At 72.5% G+C, this 25484-nt stretch carries 18 protein-coding genes and 1 pseudogene; 4 read left to right on the forward strand and 15 right to left on the reverse strand.

Annotated elements, in window-relative coordinates:
- Nucleotides 1–15 precede the first annotated feature (15 nt).
- Nucleotides 16–1245, forward strand: coding sequence for a phosphatidylserine decarboxylase (locus J2S41_RS30665; protein ID WP_310372895.1), 1230 nt, complete (start codon nt 16–18; stop codon nt 1243–1245).
- A gap of 955 nt (nt 1246–2200) precedes the next feature.
- On the opposite strand, the pseudogene J2S41_RS30670 reads toward J2S41_RS30665, so the two are convergent.
- From J2S41_RS30670 to guaB, 11 genes and pseudogenes are all read right to left on the reverse strand, one after another.
- Nucleotides 2201–2947, reverse strand: a pseudogene (locus J2S41_RS30670) (CDP-alcohol phosphatidyltransferase family protein); the annotation flags it as partial.
- A 589-nt stretch (nt 2948–3536) separates the two neighbouring features.
- The gene (locus tag J2S41_RS30675) at nt 3537–4484 is read right to left on the reverse strand and encodes an NUDIX hydrolase (protein WP_310372897.1); all 948 of its coding nucleotides are present in this window, start codon (nt 4482–4484) and stop codon (nt 3537–3539) included.
- Nucleotides 4485–4503: 19 nt separating this feature from the next.
- Nucleotides 4504–5451 (reverse strand): NUDIX domain-containing protein, encoded by a 948-nt coding sequence (locus tag J2S41_RS30680; protein WP_310372898.1) that lies wholly within the window; start codon nt 5449–5451, stop codon nt 4504–4506.
- 127 nt (nt 5452–5578) lie between these two features.
- Complete coding sequence (guaA, locus tag J2S41_RS30685) at nt 5579–7132, reverse strand: glutamine-hydrolyzing GMP synthase (protein ID WP_310372900.1); 1554 nt, start codon at nt 7130–7132, stop codon at nt 5579–5581.
- 55 nt (nt 7133–7187) lie between these two features.
- Nucleotides 7188–8870, reverse strand: a complete 1683-nt coding sequence (locus tag J2S41_RS30690) for a S8 family serine peptidase (RefSeq protein WP_310372902.1) — start codon at nt 8868–8870, stop codon at nt 7188–7190.
- A gap of 58 nt (nt 8871–8928) precedes the next feature.
- Nucleotides 8929–10593: an FAD-dependent oxidoreductase gene (locus tag J2S41_RS30695; protein ID WP_310372904.1), complete on the reverse strand. Its 1665-nt coding sequence runs from the start codon at nt 10591–10593 to the stop codon at nt 8929–8931.
- Nucleotides 10594–10603: 10 nt separating this feature from the next.
- On the reverse strand, nt 10604–12100 hold the full coding sequence (locus J2S41_RS30700) for a PAS domain S-box protein (RefSeq protein ID WP_310376610.1): 1497 nt from the start codon (nt 12098–12100) through the stop codon (nt 10604–10606).
- Between the two features lie 89 nt (nt 12101–12189).
- Nucleotides 12190–13623, reverse strand: a complete 1434-nt coding sequence (locus J2S41_RS30705; RefSeq protein ID WP_374728281.1) for a M1 family metallopeptidase — start codon at nt 13621–13623, stop codon at nt 12190–12192.
- Nucleotides 13624–13732: 109 nt separating this feature from the next.
- Entirely contained in the window at nt 13733–15148 is a 1416-nt protein-coding gene (locus tag J2S41_RS30710; protein WP_374728180.1) for a M1 family metallopeptidase, read from the reverse strand.
- 60 nt (nt 15149–15208) lie between these two features.
- Nucleotides 15209–16324, reverse strand: a complete 1116-nt coding sequence (locus J2S41_RS30715; protein ID WP_310372906.1) for a GuaB3 family IMP dehydrogenase-related protein — start codon at nt 16322–16324, stop codon at nt 15209–15211.
- Between the two features lie 22 nt (nt 16325–16346).
- Nucleotides 16347–17846, reverse strand: coding sequence for an IMP dehydrogenase (gene guaB / locus J2S41_RS30720; protein ID WP_310372908.1), 1500 nt, complete (start codon nt 17844–17846; stop codon nt 16347–16349).
- A 186-nt stretch (nt 17847–18032) separates the two neighbouring features.
- Between guaB and J2S41_RS30725 the strand changes: the two genes are divergently transcribed.
- Nucleotides 18033–18431, forward strand: coding sequence for a DUF5319 domain-containing protein (locus tag J2S41_RS30725; protein WP_310372910.1), 399 nt, complete (start codon nt 18033–18035; stop codon nt 18429–18431).
- Between the two features lie 47 nt (nt 18432–18478).
- Here J2S41_RS30725 and J2S41_RS30730 read toward each other — a convergent pair whose 3' ends face one another.
- Nucleotides 18479–19318 (reverse strand): helix-turn-helix transcriptional regulator, encoded by an 840-nt coding sequence (locus J2S41_RS30730; protein WP_310372912.1) that lies wholly within the window; start codon nt 19316–19318, stop codon nt 18479–18481.
- Nucleotides 19319–19587: 269 nt separating this feature from the next.
- On the opposite strand from J2S41_RS30730, the gene J2S41_RS30735 reads away from it, so the two are divergent.
- Nucleotides 19588–19977, forward strand: a complete 390-nt coding sequence (locus J2S41_RS30735; RefSeq protein ID WP_310372913.1) for a WhiB family transcriptional regulator — start codon at nt 19588–19590, stop codon at nt 19975–19977.
- Nucleotides 19978–20064: 87 nt separating this feature from the next.
- Here J2S41_RS30735 and J2S41_RS30740 read toward each other — a convergent pair whose 3' ends face one another.
- From J2S41_RS30740 to groES, 3 genes are all read right to left on the reverse strand, one after another.
- Nucleotides 20065–21774 (reverse strand): molybdopterin-dependent oxidoreductase, encoded by a 1710-nt coding sequence (locus tag J2S41_RS30740; RefSeq protein WP_310376616.1) that lies wholly within the window; start codon nt 21772–21774, stop codon nt 20065–20067.
- 114 nt (nt 21775–21888) lie between these two features.
- Nucleotides 21889–23535 (reverse strand): chaperonin GroEL, encoded by a 1647-nt coding sequence (gene groL / locus J2S41_RS30745; protein ID WP_307240923.1) that lies wholly within the window; start codon nt 23533–23535, stop codon nt 21889–21891.
- Nucleotides 23536–23671: 136 nt separating this feature from the next.
- Complete coding sequence (groES, locus tag J2S41_RS30750; RefSeq protein ID WP_503128928.1) at nt 23672–23980, reverse strand: co-chaperone GroES; 309 nt, start codon at nt 23978–23980, stop codon at nt 23672–23674.
- A 291-nt stretch (nt 23981–24271) separates the two neighbouring features.
- Here groES and J2S41_RS30755 point away from each other — a divergent pair, with 291 nt between their 5' ends.
- Entirely contained in the window at nt 24272–25465 is a 1194-nt protein-coding gene (locus tag J2S41_RS30755) for a class I SAM-dependent methyltransferase (protein WP_374728181.1), read from the forward strand.
- Nucleotides 25466–25484: the final 19 nt, after the last annotated feature.

The following is a 25484-nucleotide window of genomic DNA, read 5'->3' on the forward strand; positions in this document are numbered from 1 at the left end:
GAGGAGCACACCCGCATGTCCCAGACCCCAGCGCCCGTCGAGGTCGGCGAGCGGGCTGCCCGCACGCTCACCGCCGAGCTGGCCCGCCACTCCGGGCCGAAGACCGCGCTGGTGGTCGGCGCGGACGCCGGGTCGGCCGTGCTGCCCGCCGCGTTCGACGCGCTGCTGCCCGGCGACCGGCTCACGCTCGTCCCCGCGGAGGGCTCCTCCGGTTCGGATCTGCGGGACCACGTCGAGGCTCAGGGCGCGTGGATCGCCGAGCGCGTCACCGTCGCCGGCTCCTTCGAGGAGACCGACCCGGCCGACGTCGTCATCGTGGCCCAGCCGCTCACCGACGGCGCCACCCAGACCCGGGCGCTCATCGACGGCCTGTCCAAGCTGCTCACCGACGGCGGCGTGCTCAGCGTCGCGGCCGTCGCGCTCCCCGGCCTGGCCGGCGAGGCCAGCGCCGAGCTCGACCGTCAGTCCGCGCTCTTCGGCGCCGGCACCGACCTGGTGCTGCGCAACCGCCCGCCGCTGCGCGTGCACCGCCTGCGCTTCACGCCCGCGTCGCCGTCGCTGGCCGCCCGGCTCGCGCCCGCGTACCGCCCGTCCAGCGTGCCGGTGACCCGCACCATGCACCTGGACTCCAACGGCGTCGCCGCCGCTGGCATCGCGCTGGGCCTGGCCGCGCTCACCCGCGTCACCCGCCCGAAGTCCAAGCTGTGGTGGATCCCCGCGCTCGCCGCCGCCCCCGCCGCCGCGTTCTTCCGCGACCCCGAGCGTGACGTCCCCGACGACGCCTCCGCCATCGTCGCCGCCAGCGACGGCAAGGTCCTCTCCGTCGAGCGCATCCGCGACGACCGCTTCGGCGACACCGAGTTCCTGCGCGTCGCGGTCTTCCTGTCGATCCTCGACGTGCACGTCAACCGCTCGCCCGTGCCCGGCCGGGTCACCGACTACTTCGTCACCGACGGCGGTTTCGCCGCCGCCATGAAGCCGGAGGCCGAGCACAACGTCGCGGCGTACACGGTGCTGGACACCGACCGCGGCACGGTCGTCGTCGCCCAGCGCACCGGCCTGATCGCCCGCCGCATCGTCCAGCGAGCCCCCGTCGGCTCCGTCCTCGCCCGCGGCGAGCGCCTCGGCCTGATCCGCTTCGGCTCCCGCACCGACGTCTACCTGCCCGCGGACGCGGTGGAGCCCCTGGTCGGCATCGGCGACCGGGTGGCCGGCGGCGCCACGGTCATCGCCCGCTGGCTCTGATCCGGCTGGTCACGTGATCGATGTGTACGTAGTCGATGTTCTGGGCGCCGCACAACGTCGACTACGTATGCATCGCGGCCAAAGTCACGCCTCTCCCGGCACCGGAGAGCGGCCGGCGGCAGACCGAAACTGACCAAGGCTCTTATAAGCCGAAATTTCGGGCGCGGAGCGCCCGACACGCCGACGTCGACCGCCTCTGGCTACCTGGCGGGGAGCCGGAACGCCGGCTGACAGAGGTCCGGGATCAACGGCGAGTCCGGCCGCTCGGCCGGGATTCACAACGCTGGTCATCAGCACCCAGCGGTCTCAGCCCGCCGCTCGGCTTCGTCGCCGGCGCTCCGGGACCAACAGCGGCCCCGGCCGCCGACCAAGTGCGCACCGGCAAGCTCGTCGGCGGTCGCCAGCGTCCCGGCCAACCGCACCCACGACCGCCCAGCCAGACGCGAAACGGCAAGCTCGGCTGGTCGCCAGCGCGTCCCGAACCAACCGCACCCACGACCGCCCAGCCAGACGCGAAACGGCAAGCTCGGCTGGTCGCCAGCGCGTCCCGAACCAACCGCACCCACGACCGCCCAGCCAGACGCGAAACGCTGACGAGCGCGGGCTTGGTCGCCGACGCGCCGGGACCAACGGCGCCTTCAGCCGCCCGCGGTGCGTCGGCGAGCGCGGGACTCCGGCGCCGGCGGGGAACAAGCCACCCCGGCTCGAAGGCGGAACGCCGGATATCGGGGGTTCCAAGGGACGAACCGCGAGCGCCGCTGCCCGGCCGGAAGCCGGAACGCCGGTGATCGGGGGTTTCCGGACCAGCGGCGGGACCGGCAGGGAGGAGCGCCAGCGACGACCGGTGCCCGCGGGAGCATGCGGATCGCCACCACGCCGGAAGCGGGAAACGAAGAAAAGAAAACGCCGGGACGCTCGAAACAACGATTCGAGCGCCCCGGCGGCGAACAAGAACCTAAGCGACCCGCTGCACGTTACGTCGCTGGTGCAGCCAGAGCAGCGGCCCGCTGAGGAGATAGGCCGCCACGACGACGGCGAACGTCAGGCGGGGGTTGACCAGCGCGCCCGCCGCCGGGATGAGGACCAGCCACGGTGGCAGCGTGAGCAGCCGGGCGAGTTTGGCGTACGGGAAGCTGGAGACCATCGCGACCGCCAGCAGTGCCACGCCCGCCAGCTGGAATTCGCCCGGGATGGGGAGGCCGATGAGGACCGCGATGGCGAGGACCGCGGCGGCCATGGTGGTGGGCACGCCGCAGAAGAAGCGGCCGTCCTTGGGTGAGACGTTGAAGCGGGCCAGGCGGATGGCGGCGCAGCCGGCGACGAGCGCGCAGGCGGTGGCGGCGGCGACCGTGGGGACGCTGCCGGCCAGGCTGGCGTAGACGACGATCGGGGCGGCCAGGCCGAACGAGCACATGTCGGCCAGCGAGTCCATCTGGGCGCCGAAGGGGCTGGAGACGCCGAGTTTGCGGGCCAGCGCGCCGTCGAGGCCGTCGAAGAGGACGCAGGCGATCAGGCAGAGCGCGGCGGCCCGCACGTCGTCGCGCATGGCCAGGAAGACCGCGCTGAGACCGAGGAAGATGCTGGCCAGCGTGCACGCGTTGACGAGGGCGAAGGAGATCCGGCGGCTCATGGTGTGTGCGCCCGGGAGCAGTGACGAGTCGGCCGGGGCCGGCTCTGGGGTCGGGGTGGCCTCGGCGATCGAGCGGAGTTCGGCCAGGGTTGGCACGTCGGACGAGGCCGGTAACACCTCGGGGAGCGGGTGGACCACCGGCTGAGGATGGCTGACCAGCGGGCTGTTCCCGCGCTGGTTGGGCCGTCGAAGGCCCACTCGCACCCGCAGTACCTGCCGAGCGAATGATCCGCTTCGGCGCAGCCCGTCCCACCGGCGCCCGGCCGGGCGGGGGCTGTCTGCTGTACGACGCCGACGCCAGGGGGCTCTCGGCACTGTCCCTCCATCGCCGGCGACCTGTGCACTGCGCGCCGGCTTGTCCCTAGGGTCGGCCCAGTGCGCCCGGACCGACGTGTGTCGTCGCCGGTCGCCGTGGTGCGGCCAGCGAAAGTGGTCGCCGGCCTCGGGTCGTGGGCCGGTGGTGCCGTCACGGCCACGTCCTCGTGCGGGCGTCGGCCGTTATGCGGCCTACACCATTGCACACGACCCGGCCGTCTGGCGATAGCCAGTAGTTAAACTTTGAGCCACTTAACGCCGGAAATAGCCCATTTGAGAGGATGTCCTATTTGGGTGGCTCTGACGGTGGAACTCATTCCGCAGTTTACCGGACGGCATGCGGCCGTTAAGACCGTGGGAGCGACTGGGCGAGCCACTCCAGCGCGGCCAGCGCCACGTCCGTCAACGCCAGCGTGCGCGCCTCCGCGGGGCTGAACCAGCGGGCCTCGGCCGTCGATCCGCCCGCGGCCTCGGTCACCACCGGCTCGGTCGGTTCGTCCACCACCGCGGTGTACGTCACGCGCACCGAGTGCCAGTCGATCGGATAGCCCTCCGGGCCGACCGCGGCCGGGTTGCGCCGGTGCGAGACGCGCAGCAGGCCGGTGATCCGCCCGTGCTGCCCCGCCTCCTCGACCAGCTCGCGGAGAAAGCCGGTGTCCGGCTGCTCGCCGTGGTCGGTGCCGCCGCCGGGCAGGTGCCAGCGGCCGGCGCCGGGGTACGCACCGGCGATCCGGGTCAGCAGCACGCGCCCGGCCGGGTCCGTCACCAGCCCGTAGGCGGCGAACCGCTGGCCGCGCGGACCGGTGGGCGGCGCCGCCACCGCCTCGGGCAACTCCACCCGCGGCGCGGACCGCAGCGTCTCCTCGACCAGGGCGCGATCCGCCGGTACGCCGAGCAGCCGCGCGGTGAACGGCATCAGCGGCAGCGCGGTCAGCTCCGCCGGCGCCACCCAGCGCGCGAGGTCGGTCGCGCCGTCCACCTCGGGCCGTGGATCGCCGCCGTCCCGCGCGACATCGAAGATCACCCGATCGTGGTGGACCTCGACGTCCCGGAACGGCAGCGGCCCGACGTCCGCGAGCACGGTGTGCAGGCCTGCCGCACGCACCGTGATCCCGGTCTGCTCCGCGAACTCGCGCACGACCGCCCACTCCGGGTGCTCGCCGTGCTTGAGTCCGCCGCCGGGGAGGTGCCACAGGCCGGGATCGTCGGAGAAGGCGGACGCCCGGACCAGGAGGACCCGGCCGTCCTCGTCGCGACATATGCCGTATGCGGCGATCCGCCTCTGCTGCTCCACCCGACCAAGATTAAGTTGTTCAGGAGCGTCCGGCCGCCCGCATGGCCTCGATGGTGACCTCGGTCAGCTCGGCCTCGGTCAGCTCGGCCACCTCGGCCGGCGTGAACCAGCGGACGTCGTCCGTGGAGCCGCCCACGTCGTGGATGGTCGGCGGGCACGGCTCGTCCACGGCCACGCGGTAGAACGCGCGCACGCCGTGCCAGTCGATCGGGTACCCCTCCGGGCCGAGCGAGGCCGGGTCGCGGTGGCTGGCCACGCCGAGCAGCTCGACGATCCGGCCGGGCTGGCCGGTCTCCTCCAGCAACTCGCGGAGCAGCGCGCTGCCGGGCTGCTCGCCGTAGTCGGTGCCGCCGCCGGGCAGGTGCCAGCGCCCGCCGCCGGGGTAGTTGGCCGCGATGCGGGTGAGCAGGATGCGGTCGTCCGGGTCGGTGGCGACCGCGTACGCCGCGAAGCGCTGCGCCCGGTGCAGGCCGTCGGGCCCCGGGTACGCGTAGAACGACGGGAAGTCCGGCGCCTCGTCCGGCCGCAGGTCCACCGCCGCGGACGTCAGCCCCAGCGCGGTCGCCGCGAACGGGCGCAGCGGCAGCTCGGCCGCCTCCGCCAGGGTGAACCAGCGGGCCAGGTCGGTGGGCTGGCCGACGCGGTCGATCAGCGAGCCGCCCCGGATGGTGACGGTGTAGATGAGCCGGTCGGTGTGGATGGTGATGCCCTTGTGCGGCAGCGCGCGCATGTCGGCCACCACGTCGTGCAGGCCGGAGACCGCGACGGAGAGCCCGGTCTCGGCGGCGGTCTCGCGGACCACCGTGTCGTTCGGGTTCTCTCCGTGGTCGACGGCGCCGCCGGGCAGGGACCAGACCCCGGGCGTGCCGGAGCGGGAACTCGCCCGCACCAGCAGCACACGGCCGTCGGAATCGGTACAACGTGCATATGCCGCGATTCTGCGAAGCGGCTCGAGCGCGGGTGTCACGCCGTCACATTGTTCTCGCGGTTTGTAACCCACCCGTGAACTCTGTCGGATGGGTGACAGTTGAATCGGTCAAAAGCACACCGACGAAGGACATTGCCCGATTTGCCCGCGAACATCAGCGGACGAATTACTCCCACTCGATGGTTCCCGGTGGCTTGCTCGTCACGTCCAGGACAACTCGGTTGATCTCGGCGACCTCGTTGGTGATCCGGTTGGAGATCCTGGCGATCAGGTCGAACGGCAGCCGCGACCAGTCCGCGGTCATCGCGTCCTCGCTGGAGACCGGGCGCAGCACCACCGGGTGCCCGTACGTCCGGCCGTCACCCTGCACGCCCACGCTGCGCACGTCCGCCAGCAGCACCACCGGGAACTGCCACACGTCGCGGTCCAGACCGGCCGCGGTCAGCTCCTCGCGCGCGATCAGGTCCGCCTGGCGCAGCACGTCCAGCCGCTCGCGGGAGACCGCGCCGATGATCCGGATCGCCAGGCCCGGGCCCGGGAACGGGTGCCGCTGCACCATCTCGTCCGGCAGGCCGAGCTGCGTGCCGAGCGCGCGCACCTCGTCCTTGAACAGCGTGCGCAGCGGCTCGATCAGCGAGAACTGGAGGTCGTCCGGGAGGCCGCCGACGTTGTGGTGCGACTTGATGTTGGCCGTGCCGGTACCGCCGCCGGACTCGACCACGTCCGGGTAGAGCGTGCCCTGCACCAGGAACTCCACGTCGCGCTCCGCGTCGACCTCGCGCGCGGCCTGCTCGAAGACGCGGATGAACTCACGGCCGATGATCTTGCGCTTCCGCTCCGGGTCGGTGACGCCGTCCAGTGCGCCGAGGAAGCGCTCGGACGCGTCCACCACCTTGAGCCGGATGCCGGTGGCCGCGACGTAGTCCTTCTCCACCTGCTCGGCCTCACCCGCGCGGAGCAGGCCGTGGTCGACGAAGATGCAGGTGAGCTGGTCGCCGACGGCCCGGTGCACGAGCGCGGCGGCCACCGCGGAGTCGACGCCGCCGGACAGGCCGCAGATGACCTGCTTGTCCCCCACCACGGAACGGATCGCGGCGACCTGCTCGTCGATGATGTTCGACGAGGTCCAGGTCGGCTCGATGCCGGCGATGTCGTACAGGAAGCGGGTCAGCATGGTCTGGCCCTGCTCGGTGTGCAGCACCTCGGGGTGGAACTGCACGCCGGCGCGGCGGGCCGGCAGGTTCTCGAACGCGGCGACCGGCGCGCCCGGCGAGGACGCGGTGACCGAGAAGCCGGCCGGGGCCTCGACGACCGAGTCGCCGTGGCTCATCCAGACCGGCAGGTCCGCGGGGAGCGCGCGGAGCAGCACGCCCGGGTCGGCGGCCGGGGTGAGCGAGGTGCGGCCGTACTCCCGGGCGCCGGTGTGCGCCACCGTGCCGCCGAGCGTCTGGGCCATCGCCTGGAAGCCGTAGCAGATGCCGAAGACCGGCACGTCCGTGTCTAGCACGCCGGCGTCGAGCTGCGGGGCACCGGGCTCGTAGACGCTGGACGGGCCGCCGGAGAGGATGATCGCGGCCGGGTCCTTCGCCAGCATCTCGGCGACCGGCATGGAGTGCGGGACGATCTCGGAGTAGACGTTCGCCTCGCGCACCCGGCGGGCGATCAGCTGGGCGTACTGGGCCCCGAAGTCGACGACGAGGACCGGGCGCGGTGTGCTCATGTCCGCAAAGACTACCGAGGGGCCCGGACGCCTCCGCGCCCGAGCCCCGGGTAGGTCACCGCTTGTAGGTGTAGACCGGCGAGTAGGACACGTTGCCGAGCCGGTCGTACGCCCGGATACGTACCGTGAACCTGCTGCCGTACGTCGCGGTCTGGATCTTGAAGGACGTTCCGGTCCCGGCGACCTTGCCGTTGACCAGCAGCTCGACCTTGCTCACGCCGTGCTTGTCGGACGCGGCCACGCTCACCGCGACGGTCCTCTTCACGGTCGAGCCGCTCTTCGGCGCGGTCACGGTCAGCACCGGCCCGCGGTTGTCCGCCTCGAACGCGCGGGACGAGGTGGTGGCGCGCCCGGTCCAGTCGACCGCGCGCACGGCCACGGTCACGATCCCGTGGTACGCGGCGGAGTTCCACCGGAACGAGTACGGCGCCGTGCGGTCCACGCTCACGACCTTGTTGTTCACGACCAGCTCGACCCGGTTCAGCCCGGTGTTGTCCGTGGCGGTCCCGGTCACGGTCATGGTGCCGTGCACCAGCGTGCCGGGCTTGGGCGCGGCGAGCGCGGCGGACGGCGCGGCGGTGTCCGCGGCCGCCCAGACCGCGCGGCCCGCGTTGATCCGGCCGTAGCGCACCCAGCCCAGCGGCGAGGCGCTGTGCGACAGCACCGTGCCGATGAACGGGCCGCTGACCGACGGCGCGCGGCTCTGCATCAGCGCGGCCACGCCCGCCACCAGCGGCGTCGCCGAGGACGTGCCGCAGAAGTCGAGGTAGCCGCGGCTCAGGTAGTCCTGCGCCACGTTGCAGCCGGGCGCCGCGATGTCCACCCAGCCGGTGCCGTAGTTGGACCACGAGTAGCGGGCGTCGCCGGAGGTCGAGCCGCCGACGGAGAGCACCTGCGGGATCGCGGCCGGGTACTGGCGGGCCGCGGTGTTCTCGTTGCCGGCCGCCGCGATGACCAGTGAGCCCCGGTCCGTGGCGTACTGCACGGCGGAGTTGAGCAGCGGCGACGATGCGCTGCCGGCCAGCGACATGTTGATGATTTTCGCGCCCTGGTCGGCCGCGTACCGGATGCCCTTGGCGATCGAGACGTAGTCGCCGGAGCCCTCGTCGTCGAGCACCTTGACCGGCAGGATGCGGCAGGTCCAGCAGACGCCGGCCATGCCGTCGCCGTCGTCGCCGGCGCCGGCGATCACGCTGGCGACCGCGGTGCCGTGACCCTCGTCGTCGGCCGCGTTCGCGTCGTCGTTGATGAAGTCGTATCCGGGCAGTACCCGGCCGGCCAGGTCGCTGACCGGGTTCACGCCGGTGTCCAGCACCGCGACGGTCACGGCCGCGCCGGTCGTCATCGACCAGGCGCCGGGCACGTTGACCTTCCGCAGGCCCCACTGCTCCGAGTAGAACGGGTCGTTCGGCGTCACCTCCGCCTTCGAGGCGACGTGGTTGGTGTCGACGAAGGCGACGTCCGGATCGCGGCGCAGCAGCGCGGCGGCCTCGGCCGCGTCCCGGGCGGAGACGCCGACCACCACCGCGCCGGCCTCGTCGGCCGCGTCCGCGTCGACCACCCGCACGCCGTCCGCGCCGGCCAGCGCGTCGTCCGCCGAGGCGCCGGGCGCGAGGCCCACCACCAGTTCGACCGGGGTGCCGGGATCGGCGGACGCGGGCGCGGACAGGCCCACGCCGGCGGCGACCGCCATCACCAGCGCGACGGTCATCCGCCGCTGAGAAGCAAGCTTGCGCACGTAATCTTCACCGTTCCTCGGGGACACACGACGCCGAGAACGGTAGGAACGCCCGGGATCAGGACCGGGTGCCGTTCGGGTGCGGATCGGCTGCAACCGCGGCGATCCGGCGGTACGGCGTGCCGAGCGGTGGGCGCGGGTCCGCCGCGCCCACGTTCGGCCAGAACGAGCACGCGCGCTCCGCCTGCGCGGTGATGGTCAGCGACGGGTTCACGCCCAGGTTCGCGGTGACCGCGGCGCCGTCCATCACGTGCAGCCCCGGGTGGCCGAAGACCCGGTGGTACGCGTCGATCACGCCGTCCGCCGCGGTGGCGCCGATCGTGGCGCCGCCCAGGATGTGCGCGGTCATCGGGATGTTGAACGCCTCGGTCACCGAGCCGCCGGGCACGCCGCCGATCTCCTCGGCCAGCGCCCGGGCCGCCGCGTTCCCCGCCGGGATCCAGGTCGGGTTGGACGCGCCGTGGCCCGGCCGGCTGCGCATCCGGAAGCGCCCGAGCCGCCGCCGGTACGTCGTGGTGATCGAGTTGTCCGCCGCCTGCATGACCAGCGTGATGATGGTCCGCTCCGACCAGCGGCGCACCGAGAGCATGCGCAGGTAGGTCAGTGGGTGCCGGGCGAGCGTGCCGAGCCAGCGCAGCGGGCGCCGTGGGCCGCCGTCGGTGAGCGCGGACTGGAGCAGCCCCATCAGGTTCGCCCCCCGGCCGTACCGCACGCCCTCGATGTGGGTGCGCTCGTCCGGGTGGAACGAGCTGGTGATCGCCACGCCGTCGGTGTAGTCCAGGCCGGGCGGCGGGCGGAGCACGGACGCGCCGAGGATGGACTCGGAGTTGGTCCGGGTGAGCGCGCCGACCCGGGCGGACAGGTGCGGCAGCGCGCCGGTGGCACGGGCGCGGTGCAGCAGGCGCTGGGTGCCGAGCGCGCCGGCCGCGAGGACCACCTGGTCCGCCTCGATCGTGCGGCGGTGGCGGCGCCGGTGCGCTCCGGTCCGTACCGTGTCGATCAGGTATCGGTCCTGGTGCGCACGCACCGCGGTGACCGTGGTCATCGGCAGGACCTGCGCGCCGGCCCGCTCCGCGAAGAACAGATAGTTCTTGACCAGCGTGTTCTTCGCGCCCACCCGGCAGCCGGTCATGCAGCTGCCGCAGTGCGTGCAGCCGGTGCGCGCGGGGCCGGCGCCGCCGAAGTACGGATCGGGCACGGTCCGGCCCGGCTCGCCGAGGAAGACGCCGACCGGCGTGGCGTGCACCGTGTCGGCGACGCCCATCCGGGCCGCGACCGCGCGCATGGCCCGGTCCGCGGCCGTCACCCGCGGGTAGACGGAGACGCCCAGCATGCTCTTGGCGCGCGCGTAGTGCGGGGCCAGTTCCGCGCGCCAGTCCGTGATGTCGCGCCAGGCCGGGTCGTGGTAGAACGCGGGCAGCGGCTCGTAGAGCGTGTTCGCGTAGACCAGGCTGCCGCCGCCGACGCCGGCGCCGGAGACCACCAGCACGCCGGCCCCGGTGCCGCGCTCACCGCGCAGCAGCGTGATCCGCTGGAGTCCGAAGCAGCCGAGCGCGGGCGCCCAGAGGAATCGGCGCAGCCGCCACGACGTCTCGGGGAACTCGTGGTCGGCGAACCGGCGGCCGGCCTCCAGGACCGCGACCCGGTAGCCCTTCTCGGCCAGGCGCAGCGCGGCGACGCTCCCGCCGAAGCCGGAGCCGATCACGACGACGTCGTACCGCACCCATTCATCTTTACCGATCGTTAAGGCCGGCGCCAGCCCGTACGACGTCGCGGCGCCCGCGCTTGTCCGCGTACATGGCCGCGTCCGCGGCCTGGATCAGCTCGTCCGCGGTGGGGTGGTCCCCGCTGTTCGCGTGCCCGATGCTGAGCCGCGGCACCAGCACGGCCGACGCCAGCGCGACCGGCCGGCAGACCGCGCTGGTCAGCCGGGACACGATGGTGGTGACGTCCTCCGGCTTCGCCTGGTCGTCGCAGAGGATCACGAACTCGTCGCCGCCCAGCCGCGCCACCGTGTCCGAGGGGCGCACGCTCTGCCGCAGCCGGCTCGCCACCGTGGTCAGCAGCGCGTCGCCCATCGCGTGCCCGTACGTGTCGTTGACCTCCTTGAACCCGTCCAGGTCCAGGTAGAGCACCGTGATCGTCTTGCCGGTGCGCCGGGTCCGGTTCAGCGCCATGGTGAGGCGGTCCATCAGCAGCGCGCGGTTCGGCAGGTCGGTGAGCGTGTCGTGGGTGGCCATGTGCGCCAGCCGCGCCTCGTACCGGCTGCGCTCCGCCTCCATCTGCTGCTGTGCCGTGATGTCGCGGAGGAACGCGTTCGCCTCCATCCGGCCGTTGTGCTCGGTGATCCAGAGCTTCATCTCCACCGGTACGTCGCGCCCGTCCCGATGCCGGGCCACCACCCGGATCGGGTCGCCGGTGGCCAGCGTCGGCACCCGGGTGCGCAGCAGGCGCGCGAACCCGGCGTCGTGCGCGGCCCGGTCCTGCGGCTGGATCAGCACGTCGCGCAGCGGGCGGCCGATCACCTGCCCGGCCGGCCAGCCGAACGTACGCTCCGCCGCCGCGTTCCACTCCGTGATCACGCCGTCGGAATCCATGCTGACCAGCGCGTCACCGGCGGTCTCGATGATCCGGGCCAGGCGCTGCCGCTGCTCCAGGAGCATGCGGTGTTCCGCGGCCTGGGCGGTGATGTCCCGGCCCACCACGGCCACGCCCACCACCGCGCCGGTGCGGTCCCTGACCGGCGACACCGAGGCGGAGATCTCGATCAGGCGGCCGTCCTTGCGTACGTACGAGTTCTCCTGGTTGAGGAGGACCTCGCCGTCCGCGATGCGCGGCAGCAGTCCCATCGCGCGGTCCGGCTCGTCCTCCGGGAGCAGCAGGCTGCCGTGCCTGCCGATGATCTCCTCGGCGCGGTAGCCGAAGATGCGCTCGGCGGACGGGTTCCAGCTGTCGATCACGCCGTCCAGGCTCAGGCCGATCACCGCGTCGTCGCACCACTGCACGATCGCGGCGAGCCGCGCCGACGCGGATGCGGTGCGCCGCTGCCGCAGGTGGTGCGCGGCCAGCAGCACGATCACGGTGCCGCCGACGCCCACGATCGCCGTGAAGAGCACCTCCGGCGCCCGGACCGGCCCGCTCGCCAGCAGCCACACCACGTCGACCGTCGCCAGCACCACCAGCGCCAGCAGAACCGACAGGAAGAGCCAGGCGCGGTCGAACGGCTCCATCACCGTCTGCCCCCTTCGCCGGAAATCAGCTTCCGTCCCAATCATCGGCAGGGGTGACGCACATCCTAGAAATCCGGCACGGCACGCACTCAGCGTTCCGGGACCGGCGGCTGGGTCGTGCCGAACAGCCAGGCGTCGAAGAGCGGGCGCAGCGACTCGCCGGAGACACGCTCCGCCAGCGCGACGAAGTCCGCGGTGACCACGTTGCCGTTGCGGCGCTCCGCGGTCCAGGTCTTCAGGATGTCGAAGAACGCCTCGTCGCCGACGGTGAGCCGCAACGCGTGCACGGTCAGCGCGCCCCGGTGGTAGACCCCGTTGCTGAAGATGTTCGCGCGCCCGGGGTCGCCGGTGCGCACGCTCCAGTCCGTGGCGCCGTAGGTGGCCTCGAACACGGTCTGCACCGCGGCGCCGCGATTGTGCTCGTCCCACAGCCACTGCGCGTAGGTGGCGAAGCCCTCGTTCAGCCAGATGTGCTGCCAGCCCGCTATCGACACGCTGTTGCCGAACCACTGGTGGGCCAGCTCGTGCGCGACCAGCCAGGTCCCGTCGTCCTCGCGCCGGAAGTAGTCCGGTCCGTAGACCGGCCGCGACTGGTTCTCCAGCGCGAACTTCACGGTCTCGTCGGCGACGATCACACCCCCGTAGGCCTCCATCGGGTACGGACCGAAGCGCTCCTCCAGGAAGTCCGCGATCTCGCCGGTGCGGGCCAGCGCCGCGTCCTCCACGCCGCCGGCCGGGATGGACGCGGCCACGGCCGTGACCATCGGCCGGTCCCGGTGGCTGCCGGACTGGACCCGGAAGTCGCCGACGACCATGGTGGCGAGGTAACTGGCCATCGGCACGCGCTCGGCCCAGCGCCAGGTGGTCCAGCCGTCCGCGGTGGTCGAGCCGTCCGGCACGCCGTTGCTGAGCGCGGTCCGCCCCTCCGGCACGGTGATCTCCACGCGGTAGGTGGCCTTGTCCAGCGGGTGGTCGTTGACCGGGAACCAGGAACTCGCGGACTCCGGCTGGCCGATCACGACCGCGCCGTCGTCGGTGTGCCGGAACCCGCCCCGGCCGAGCGCCGCTTCGGGGATCATCGTGGGTACGCCCGCGTACTCCAGCTCCACGGTGAACGCCCCGGTGAGCTCGGACTCCGGCGTGACCTGCAGCTCGGAACCGCGCTGGCGGGTGGTGGCGGGCCGGCCGGCGACCACGGCGCGGCTGACCGGCAGGCCCTCGAAGTCGAGGTTGAACCGCCGCAGCGGCATGACCGCGGTGGCGCTGATCGCCACGTTCCCGCTCAGCCGGTCGCTGTCCGGGTCGTAGCGGACCCTGATGTCGTAGTGGCCGACGTCGTAACCGCCGTTGCCGTAGCGCGGGAAGTAGGGATCACCGAGGCCGTCGGCGCCGGCACCGACACCACCGCCGCCACCGATGCCGAGCACGTCGTCCGGCAGCGACCCGCAGGCCGCCAGCGTGCTGGTGGCGACCAGCGTGGCCGCGATCCACCGCACGCCGGCCCGGCGGGAGAGCGATCCCAGCAGAGAGCGTCGCAACCCGGCCTCCGTCCTGGTGGCCCGGCGTGGCCCGCCGGGGGACGCGCCGAGCGCCCACACTAGAGACACCCGGCCGGCCGGAGAGGTTGCAGGCTCAGGGTTTCGGCAGCGGCGGCTTCGTCGTGCCGAACAGCCAGGCGTCGAAGAGCGGGCGCAGCGACTCGCCCGAGACGCGCTCGGCCAGCGAGATGAAGTCCGCGGTGACCGCGTTGCCGTTGCGGCGCTCCGTGGTCCAGGTCTTCAGGATGTCGAAGAACGCCTCGTCGCCGACGGTCAGCCGCAACGCGTGCACGGCCAGCGCGCCCCGGCGGTAGACCGCGCCGCTGAAGATGTTGGCCGGGCCGGGGTCGCCGGTCGGGACGGACCAGTCCATCACGCCGTAGACCTGGTCGAACTGGGACTGGACGCTGATCTTGCGGTCGTGCTCGGCCCAGAGCCACTCGGCGTAGGTGGCGAAGCCCTCGTTCAGCCAGATGTGCTGCCAGCCGCCGATCGAGACGCTGTCGCCGAACCACTGGTGGGCCAGTTCGTGGGCGACCACCCAGGTGCCGTCCCCGCCCGCGCGGAAGAACGACGGCCCGTAGACCGGCCGCGACTGCGTCTCCAGCGCGTAGCTGATCCGCGGATCCGAGACCACCACGCCGCCGTAGGACTCGAACGGGTACGGCCCGAACTGTGTCTCCAGGAAGTCCGCGACGTCCGTGGTGCGGGCCATCGCCGTCTCCGCGGGGCCGCCCGCCGGCACGGACTTCGGGACCGCGGTGAGGATCGGCCGGTTCTTGTGACTGCTCGACGTGATCCGGTAGTCACCGATCACCAGCGTGGCGAGGTACGGCGCCATCGGCGCGCGCTCCGCCCACCGCCAGGTGGTCCAGCCGTCCGCCGTCTCCGCGCCCTCGGGCGTGCCGTTGCTGAGCGCGGCCAGCCCGTCCGGGACGGTGGCCGCCAGGTCGAACGTGGCCTTGTCCAGCGGGTGGTCGTTGACCGGGAACCAGGAACTGGCCGACTCCGGCTGGCCGAGCGCGATCGCGCCGTCGTCCGTGTGCAGGAACCCGCCCTCGCCGAGTATCGCCTTGATCGGCTGCGGCACCCCGGCGTAGTCGATCTCCACGGTGAACTCGCCGGTGATCTCGGCCGCCGGCGTGATCTCCAGCTCGGCCTCCTGCTGCCGCGCGGTGGCGGGCTGCCCGTCGACCACGGCGCGGCTGATCGGCAGGCCGGTGAAGTCCAGGTTGAACCGCCGGAGCGGCATGGTCGCGGCCGCGGTGATCGCCACCCGCCCGGTCAGCTGGTCGCTCTTCGGGTCGTACCGGACCTGGATGCCGTAGTGGGAGACGTCGTAGCCGCCATTGCCGTACCTGGGGAAATACGGATCGCCGATGCCGTCCGCGCCGATCCCGGCACCGCCGCCGCCCGAGGCGGTCACCGACGGCGACTCCGGCCCCGACGTGCACGCCGTCGCCAGGAGACCGACGACCACCGCCGCTGTCACGCTCTTCCGCACACCCACGGCCGAAACGGTATCCGACCGGGTCGCGCTCCGGCCGGGAGCGCGACCCGTCCGGGCGTCTCAGTCCAGGACCAGCGAGACCTTCTGGAACTCCTTGAGGTCCCGGTAGCCGCACTTCGCCATCGCCCGGCGCAGTCCGCCGAACAGGTTCAGCTGGCCGCTCGGGTCGGAGGCCGGGCCGTACAGCAGCGTCTCCAGCGTGCCGAGCGGCTCGTTGGCCGGCCCGAACGAGCCACGCGGCAGGTTCGGGTGGCTGGCGGCGGAGTGCCACCAGGCGCCCTCGGCCGGCGCGCCCTCGGCCAGCGACAGCGGCTCGCCCAGCATCACCGCGTCCGCGCCGCAGCCCAGCGCCTTGGCGATGTCGCCGGAGGTGGAGATGCCGCCGTCCGCGATCAGGTGCACGTACCGGCCACCGGTCTCGTCCAGGTAGTCCCGGCGGGCCGCGGCGGCGTCCGCGATCGCGGTCGCCATCGGCACCCGGATGCCGAGCACGGTGTCCGTGGTGGCCCACTCGTCCGCGCCGATGCCCACGATCACGCCGGCCGCGCCGGTGCGCATCAGGTGCAGCGCGGTCTTGTAGTCCGTGCAGCCGCCCACGATGACCGGCAGGTCCAGGTCGGCGATGAACTCCTTGAGGTTCAGCGGCTCGTCCGTGGTGGACACGTGCTCCGCGGAGACCAGCGTGCCCTGGATGACGAGCAGGTCCACGCCCGCGTCCAGGATCACCGGGGCGAGCGCCAGCGTGTGCTGCGGCGACACCCGGACCGCGACGGTCACGCCGCCCTCGCGGATCTGCCAGACCCGCTCGGCGATCAGCTCCGGCTTGATCGGCTCGGAGTAGATCTCCTGCAGGCGCGGAGTGGCCGACTCGTCCTCGTCCAGCGCGGCCAGCTCGGCCAGCACCTTGGCCGGGTCCTCGTACCGCGTCCAGAGGCCCTCCACGTTGAGCACGCCGAGGCCGCCGAGGCGGCCCAGCGCGATCGCGGTGTCCGGGCTCATGGTGGCGTCCGAGGGGTGCGCCACGCAGGGGATCTTGAAGGGGTACGCGTCGAGCTGCCACACGGTCGAGACGTCGTCGACGTCCCGGGTGCGGCGGCTCGGCACGATCGCTATGTCGGACAGGTGATAACCGCGCTGCGCGGTCTTGCCCAGCCCGATCTCGACGACGTCACGCACGGGTCAGCTCCAGCCTTGGTGATCAGCGACTGTGGTAGTTCGGGGCCTCGACGGTCATCTGGATGTCGTGCGGGTGGCTCTCCTTGAGCCCCGCCGCGGTGATCCGGACGAGCCGGCCACGCCGGTGCAGCTCGGCCACGGTCTCGGCGCCGACGTAGAACATCGCCTGCCGGAGACCGCCCACCAGTTGGTGCGACACCTGTGCCAGCGTGCCCCGGTAGGGGACCTGGCCCTCGACGCCCTCCGGGATCAGCTTGTCGTCGCTGGTCACGTCGGCCTGGAAGTAGCGGTCCTTGGAGTATGACTTGGCCTCCGGACCGCGGCCCTTCATGGCGCCGAGCGATCCCATACCCCGGTACGTCTTGTACTGCTTGCCGTTCATGAAGATCAGGTCGCCCGGGCTCTCCTCGCAGCCGGCCAGCAGGCTGCCGAGCATCACCGTGTCCGCGCCGGCCACCAGCGCCTTGGCGATGTCGCCGGAGTACTGGATGCCGCCGTCGCCGATCACCGGCACGCCGGCCGGGCGGCAGGCGCGGGCGGCCTCCATGATCGCGGTGATCTGCGGGACGCCGACGCCCGCCACGATCCGGGTGGTGCAGATGGCGCCCGGCCCGACGCCCACCTTCACCGCGTCCGCCCCGGCCTCGACCAGCGCCTTCGCGCCCTCGTAGGTCGCGATGTTGCCGCCCACCACGTCGACCGTGGTGTCCCGCTTCAGCTGGCGCACCATGTCCGCGACCGCGCGGTTGTGCCCGTGCGCGGTGTCCACCATCAGCACGTCCACACCGGCGTCGACCAGGCCGCGAGCCCGCTTGTACGCCTCCTCGCCGACCCCGACCGCGGCGGCGACGCGCAGCCTGCCGGCCTCGTCCTTGGTGGCGTGCGGGAACTGCTCGGACTTGGTGAAGTCCTTGACCGTGATCAGGCCGCGCAGCATGCCCGCGTCGTCGACGATCGGCAGCTTCTCGACCTTGTGCTTGCTGAGCAGCTCCAGCGCCTGCTCCTTGGTCACCCCGACCGGCGCGGTGACCAGCGGCAGCGGCGTCATCATCCGCTTGACCGGCGTGGCCGGGTCGGAGACGAAGCGCATGTCGCGGTTGGTGACGATGCCGACGAGCCGGCCGCTCGCGTCCGCGACCGGGACGCCGGAGATCCGGAACCGGCCGCAGAGCCGGTCCACGTCTGCCAGCGTGTCGTCCGGGCCGCAGGTGACCGGGTTGGTGACCATGCCGGCCTCGGAGCGCTTGACCAGGTCGACCTGGCTGGCCTGCTCCTCCGCGGAGAGGTTGCGGTGCAGCACGCCGATGCCGCCCTGGCGGGCCATGGCGATCGCCATCCGCGCCTCGGTGACGGTGTCCATCGCGCTGGAGACCAGCGGGATGGTGAGCGTCACGTTCCTGGTGAGCTGCGTGACGGTGCGCAGCTGGCTCGGCAGCAGATCCGACTCACCCGGCTGCAAGAGCACGTCGTCGAAGGTGAGCCCCAACGGCACGGTCTGCTCTACGGACGACGAAAAGTCCACGATTGAAATCCCCTGAGCTTGGACGGCGGCGCGATAGTTCATCGTACCCAGAGGCCTGATCGCGGCCCGGCGGTCGCCGCCGAGAACGACGCAGGTCACCCACCTGAGCCCCATCGATGGCGACCGGATCACCTTCTGGGGGCGGCGGGCCGACGAAGAGGGCGGGTCTGCCGCTACGGTGGAGGCGTGCACGACGAGCCGATCGACCCCTTCAACGGCGACCCTGTCGACCCGTCTGCGGGCCTGGACGACCTCACCGATGGGGACAACCTGGATCCGCTGACCGAGGCTGAGCGCCAGGACGTGCTGGAAGATCTGGCCGATCTCGAGATCTACCAGGCGCTTCTGGGCCCGATCGGGGTGCGGGGCCTCGTCATCGAGTGCGAGGACTGTCACGAGCCGCACTATTTCGACTGGGACCTGCTGCGCGGCAACCTGCGTCACCTGCTCAGCTCGGGGCGCCCGCGGGTGCACGAGCCGGCGTACGACCCCGATCCGGACCACTACGTCACGTGGGAGTACGCGCGGGGTTACGCCGACGGGGTCCACGACACCCTCACCGAAGGAACCGACGAGAACGAGTGAGGGCCGGGCGTCGTCGCACGCCCGGCCCTCACCTTCGTCCAGCTCCGTCAGTCCACCAGGCCCGCGCGGAACCCGGCCGCCACCGCGTGGGCCCGGTCGCGCGCGCCCAGCTTCCGGAACAGTCGCCGCGCGTGGGTCTTCACGGTGTCCTCCGAGACGAACAGCTCACGCCCGATCTCCGCGTTGCTCTTCCCGTCCGACATGCCGCGCAACACCTGCAACTCCCGTTCCGTGAGCGCGATCCGGCGCGCGGCCGGCTCCGGCTCGCGGCCCAGCTCGGCCTCGCCCGGGCGGACGGCGGGCCAGCCGCCCCGGCCGAGATCTCCCAGCCCGTCGCCGGGATCGCCGAAGTCACCACGCTGCGCGGGCACGACCTGGGTCGGCACCCGCCCCGGCATCATGCCGAGCGCGGACGCGGCGCCCTGCTCGGCGACCGCGCCGGCGGTGGCGCGCACCGGGCCGGCGACGGCGGCCTGCGCCGGGCCGGCACCGGCCGGACGGGCACCGGCCGGCGGGCGGGATGGCAGGCAGAGCAGGAGCACCGCCTTGGCCACCACGCTGACCATGTCCTGCTCGGCACCGCGGATGACGCCCCGGGCCCCGGCGGCGACCGTGGCCGCCGCCGCCCGGGGGTCTTCGGCGCCGAAGAGCACGATCACCGCCCCCGGGGATCTGGCCAATACTCTCCGTGTAAATCCGACGCTGTCGGGCCGGGTGACCGCGGTGTCGGCCAGGACCACGTCGGCCGGCCTCTCGGCCAGCCGCAGCATCGCCTCCGGCTCGGTCACCGCAGTTCGGACGGCGCCGGCCACTCCCAGCCGGGCCGCCGTGGTCGCTACGGCTTGAGCCGCCAGCGGCGTCCGGACGCAAACGAGGACGGTACGCACAGTGATCCTCCTCTCCTCATAGGAGGAGACCACGAACCTGGGGCAGTATTACGCGCTTTCGACGGATAGAAGAGGAAACTTCCGGACACCTCGCCACGCCGGGGAGCTGCGTGCGGATAACGATTCGATCTGTCATGTGTGAGCACTCCTCCCCCTGGGTAGAACGGCGACAGGTCGGATCGGATGCGCCTGTCTTGGTCGCCGCCATCATCCGGCTCCCACAGCTGAGCCACATGAGCCGTCGCGCGGCGCCGCGAAGGAGGGTGCTGATGTCCAACGTACGCAGACTGCCCGGCCCCATATCCGACCTCTGGGAGTGGCAGCGTCTCGGCAGTTGCCGGGGCCGCGACAGCGCGCAGTTCTTCCACCCGGACGGCGAGCGGGGCTCGTCGCGCAACCGGCGGGAGACGAAGGCCAAGCAGGTCTGCGGCGCCTGCCCGGTCCGGGCCCAGTGCGCGGCGCACGCCCTCTCCGTCCGCGAACCGTACGGCGTGTGGGGCGGGTTCAGCGAGTCCGAGCGACTGCGGCTGCTCGCCGTCGGCTGGGAGGACCTCGCCGACCGGCGTCACAGCGCGGTCGACGTGGCGCGCCTGGAGGCCCGCCTCGGCGCACCCCACAAGAGCACGGTTCCGGTGCAGCGGAGGCCCACCGCGGCCTGAACCACCCGGCACTTCCCAGCGAATCTTCACACCCCCGGATACGTCGCGGCGGCGCCCAATGGTTCAGCGGGCGCCGCCATCGCGTTTCTATCCGTCGTTCACCTGCACCTTCACGGTGTGCCAACCGGTGGCCCCGTCCGGTGCGACCGGCGCCTCCGCCTCGGTCTGCACCGCGCCGGTCGCGTCCGTGGCCCGCACCCGCAGCGTGTGCTCGCCCGGCGTGGCCTCCCACGCGTACGTCCACTGGCACCAGGTGTCCTTCGAGACCGAGGCGTGCAGCGTGGCCGGCGCCCACGGGCCGTCGTCCACGCTCACCTCGACGGCCGCGACGCCGACGTGCTGCGCCCAGGCCACGCCCGCCACCGTGACCGCGCCGGCCGCGAGCGCCGCGTTCCGCCGCGGCGTGTCGATGCGTGACTGCGTCTTGATCGGCCCCTTGGCGGACCAGCCGCGCGGCACCCAGTACGCGTCGAAGTCGGCGAAGCTGGTCAGCTCGATCTCGGTGATCCACTTGCAGGCGCTGACGTAGCCGTACAGCCCCGGCACCACCATCCGCACCGGGAACCCGTGCTCCACCGGCAGCGGCTCCCCGTTCATCCCGATCGCCAGCAGCGCGTCCCGGCCGTCCCGGAGGATCTCGGTCGGCGTCCCGCAGGTCCAGCCGTCGACCGAGCGGCTGACCACCTGATCGGCACCGTCCAGCGGCCCCGCCTCGTCAAGAAGATCCTTCACCGGTACGCCGAGCCAGCGCGCGTTCCCGATCAGGTCCCCGCCCACCTCGTTCGATACGCAGGCGAGCGTGACATATCGTTCGACCATCGGACGTTTCAGCAGGTCCGCCCAGCTGATCGTGATCTCCCGCTCGACGCGCCCGTGAATCCGCAGACCCCAGCTCTCCGGGTCGACCTGCGGCACGCTCAGCGCCGTATCAATCCGGTAGAAGTCCCGATTTTTCGTGACATAGGTGGCTAGATCGGGCACCGGATCGAGGCCGCTCGGCAGCGCCGGCGCCGCGTTCACCGGCACCGGCAGCGTCACCGCGGCCCGCACCTCCGACACGCTCAGCCGGGTGGACAGCCACCGCCCCGCATAACCCGCCACCGCCGCACCGGCCACCACCAGCCCCGCCGACCTCAAGAACCGCCGCCTGCCCTCCGAATCGGGCCACGCGGCCCGGCCACCCGACGCCGAGCCACCCACCGTGGTGGCGCGGGCCTCCGTGACGACCGTGGCTGAACGCGCATCCGTGGCTGGGGCCGCAGCCGCCCCCGGACCCGCGTCCGAGGCTGAGGTCGCGTCCGCGTTCGTGGCTGAGGCCGCGCCGTGAACCGTTTCGGGCAGGCGCCGGAGCAGGAACCAGCCCGCCGCCAGCGACCACGCCACCGCCGTCAGCGAGGGCAGTGCCCAGGCCGCGTCGGCGCCCGGCCGGGTCAGCGCGGCCGCCACGCCGATCGCGCCGAACAGTGCGGTGCCGCCCACCGCGTAGCCGAGCGACCGCACGGCCAGCGCGCCCACCCCGGCCGCGGCCAGCGCCAGCAGCAGCATGGTTCCGACGATCAGCGCGGTCTTGTCGTGCACGCCGAACACCGCGATAGCCGCGTCCTTCACCGCCGCCGGGACGTGGTCGACCACCACCCCGCCGACCGCCACCACCGGTGCCGACCTCGGCCCGGTCAGCACCGCGGCCAACTCGGCCACACCCAGCCCGGTCGCGGCCGCCGCCACTCCCGCCAGCGCACCCCACCGGGCCGGGCGGCGGCCGGTGACCGTCGTCGGCGCGGCCGTTTCCGTCGTCATCGCCACGCCTCAAGTCTGCCGCGCCGCGGCGCGACGGCCCGGACGCCAATCATTACGGCTCACGAACGGAAAACGCCCCGGAGCCGTCGGCTCCGGGGCGTTCACAGGGTCGGGTCAGAAGCCCGGGCCGTGCTGGTGGCCGTGGCCGTGGGAGTGGCCGTGGCCGCCCGCGGCGGCGGGCTCGGGCTCGGCCGGCTTCTCGGCGACCAGGGTCTCGGTCGTGAGCAGCAGGCCGGCGATCGAGACGGCGTTGGCGACGGCGGAGCGCGTCACCTTGACCGGGTCGATGATGCCGGCGGCGGCCAGGTCGACGTACTCGTCGGTGGCCGCGTTCAGGCCGGTGCCCCACGGGGAGTCGGTGACCTTGTTGACCACGACGTAGCCGTCGTGGCCCGCGTTCTGCGCGATCCAGCGCAGCGGCTCGACGAGCGCCTTGCGGAGAATCCGGACACCGGTGGCCTCGTCGCCGGTCTTGCCGAGGTCGCCGTCGAGCACGGAGGCGACCTGGACCAGCGCGGCGCCGCCGCCCGGGACGGTGCCCTCCTCGACCGCGGCCTTGGTGGCGGCGATCGCGTCCTCGATGCGGTGCTTGCGCTCCTTCATCTCAACCTCGGTCGCGCCGCCGGCCTTGATGACGGCGATGCCGCTGCCGAGCTTCGCGAGACGCTCGGAGAGCTTCTCCCGGTCCCAGTCGGAGTCGGTCGCCTCGATCTCCTTCTTGATCTGGGCGACCCGGTCGGCGACCTCGGCGGAGTTGCCGCCACCGTCGACGATCGTGGTGTTCTCCTTGTCGACGACCACGCGGCGGGCGGTGCCCAGCTGGGAGATCGTCGTCTGGTCCAGCTTGTAGCCGAGCTCGGGGGCGATGAGCTCCGCGCCGGTGGAGATCGCGATGTCCTGCAGCATGGCCTTGCGGCGGTCGCCGAAGCCCGGCGCCTTCACCGCGGCGACCTTGAAGGTCTTGCGGATCGCGTTGACCACCAGCGTCGCGAGCGCCTGGCCCTCGACGTCCTCCGCGATGATCAGCAGCGGCTTGCTGTCCTGCAGCACCTTCTCCAGGAGCGGCAGGATCTCCTCGACCGTGGAGATCTTCGAGGTGGTGATCAGGATGTACGGGTCCTCCAGCACCACCTCCTGCGCCTCGGCGTCGGTCACGAAGTTCGGCGAGATGAAGCCCTTGTCGAACTGCAGGCCCTCGGTGATGTCCAGCTCGGTGGCGAGCGTGGAGCCCTCCTCGACGGTGATGACGCCGTCGCGGCCGACCCGGTCCATCGCCTCGGCGATCAACTCGCCGATCGTGGCGTCCTGCGCGGAGACGGTCGCGACGTGCGCGATCGCCTTGTGGTCCGCGACCTCGACGGCCTTCTCGATCAGCGCGTTCGACACGGCCTCGACGCCCGCGTCCAGCCCGCGCTTGATGCCGGCCGGGTTGGCGCCGGCCGTCAGGTTGCGGATGCCCTCGCGGACCAGCGCCTGGGCCAGCACGGTCGCGGTGGTGGTCCCGTCGCCGGCGACGTCGTTGGTCTTGGTCGCCACCTCCTTGACGAGCTGCGCGCCGAGGTTCTCGTACGGGTTGGTGAGCTCGATCTCCTTGGCGATGGTGACGCCGTCGTTGGTGATCGTCGGAGCGCCGAACTTCTTGTCCAGCACGACGTTGCGGCCGCGCGGCCCGAGGGTGACCTTTACGGTGTCCGCGAGCGCGTTGACGCCGTGCTCGAGCAGGTGGCGGGCGTCATCCGAGAAGCTCAGGATCTTCGCCATTGTTGTCCCTTCACGGACTTGGAAACTGCGGTCACGCCGTCGGGCGCGATACCGCTGGAGAACCGCCTATGGGCGCAGACAGCCCCGGCCCCCGCGAAACGGGTTCCGGGGCTGACCGCAGGAATTACTTAGTAAGTCACTTCTCGATGACGGCGAGGACGTCACGCGCGGAGAGCACGAGGTACTCGGCGCCGGCGTACTTGACCTCGGTGCCGCCGTACTTCGAGTAGATGACGGTGTCGCCGACCTTCACGTCAACCGGGATGCGGTTGCCCTTGTCGTCGACGCGGCCGGGGCCGACGGCGACGACGGTCCCCTCCTGCGGCTTCTCCTTGGCGGTGTCGGGGATCACGATGCCCGACGCCGTGGTGGTCTCGGCCTCGTTCGCCTGGACGAGGATGCGGTCCTCGAGCGGCTTGATCGCAACCTGGGTCGCGGTAGTCACGGGCATACCCTCCTGGGGTACTGGTGTCGTTACCGGCCACGCACGCGGGAACGCGCGCGGGACGGCGTCAATCTGCCTCATGCCACCGGGCGGGCCGTCGTCGCGGGTGCCGGACCGCCAGGCGTTGCTCCCGGAACGGGTCCGGAAGGCTCAGGGTGCTCCCGGGAACGGGCCCGGAAGGCTGGCACCCACCCATGGCGAGTGCTAACGGAAGGTTATTCCGGGGGCTAGCACTCCGTCAAGGAGAGTGCCAACACCCCGCGCGCCGCGGCGATCACCGCCGCCCGGAGGATGAGGAACGTGGAGTGGGAGCAGCTGCGTACGCCCGAGGGAGAGGCCGCGCTGGCCGCGGCCGAGGCGGCCGGTGACGGGGACGCGCTCGCCGCGGCGGCCGCGCTGCGCCGGGCCGGGATCGCGCCGGACCTGGCCGCCGCCGCGCTGACCCAGGCCGAGCTGCGCCGCCGGGCGACCGCGAAGTTCGGCGCGGACGCGGCCGTCATGTTCTTCACCCGGGCCGGGCTGGAGCAGGCCACGCGCGCACCTGTGGCGGCGCGCCGGGCCGCCCGGCTGCACGCCGCCGGCGTTCGCGCGCTCGCCGATCTGGGTTGCGGACTCGGCGCGGACGCGATCGCCGCGGCACGGCAGGGCATCAGCGTGTACGCCGTGGAGGCCGACCCGCACACGGCGCGGCTGGCCGAGGCGAACGCGCACGCCCTGGGGCTGGCCGACCGGATCTCGATCACCACCGGCGACGCCACCGAGGCGGACGTGAGCGCGGTGGACGCGGTCTTCTGCGACCCGGCGCGGCGCGCCTCGCGGACCGGGCGGCGCGTCTTCGACCCGGCGTCGTTCTCGCCGCCGTGGGACTTCGTGGCCGGGCTCGCCGCGCGCGTGCCGCGTACCGTGCTGAAGCTCTCCCCCGGCATCGACCACGCGCTGATCCCGGAGGGCGCGGAGGCGGAGTGGGTGAGCGTGGGCGGCGACGTGGTGGAGGCCGCGTTCTGGTGCGGCCCGCTGGCCGGGGTGCCGCGCCGCGCCACGGTGCTGCCGGACGGCGGCGAGCTCACCGGCGCCGCGGACGTGCCCGCCGAGGTCGGCGAGATTCGGCGGTACGTGTACGACCCGGACGGCGCGGTCGTCCGCGCGCACCTGGTGGCCGCGTTCGCGGAGCGGGTCGGCGGCGTGCTCGCGGACCCGCTGATCGCGTACGTGTACGCGGACACGGCGACGCCGACCCGGTTCGGCCGGTGCCTGGAGGTGCTGGACGTCATGCCGTTCTCGCTGAAGCGGCTGCGCGCGGAGCTGCGGCGCCGCGCCGTGGGGCGGGTGGAGATCCTGAAGCGCGGCTCCGCGCTCGACGTCGCACAACTGCGCCGTGACCTGCGGCTGAGCGGGCCCGAGGAGCTGTCTCTGGTGCTCACCCGGGCCGCCGGAGCACCTGTGACGCTGCTCTGCCGACCCGTACCGTCGGTCAATCTGTCCTGATCTGCCCCGATAAGGGGCT

Source organism: Catenuloplanes atrovinosus (assembly GCF_031458235.1).
Taxonomy (GTDB): Bacteria; Actinomycetota; Actinomycetes; order Mycobacteriales; family Micromonosporaceae; genus Catenuloplanes; species Catenuloplanes atrovinosus.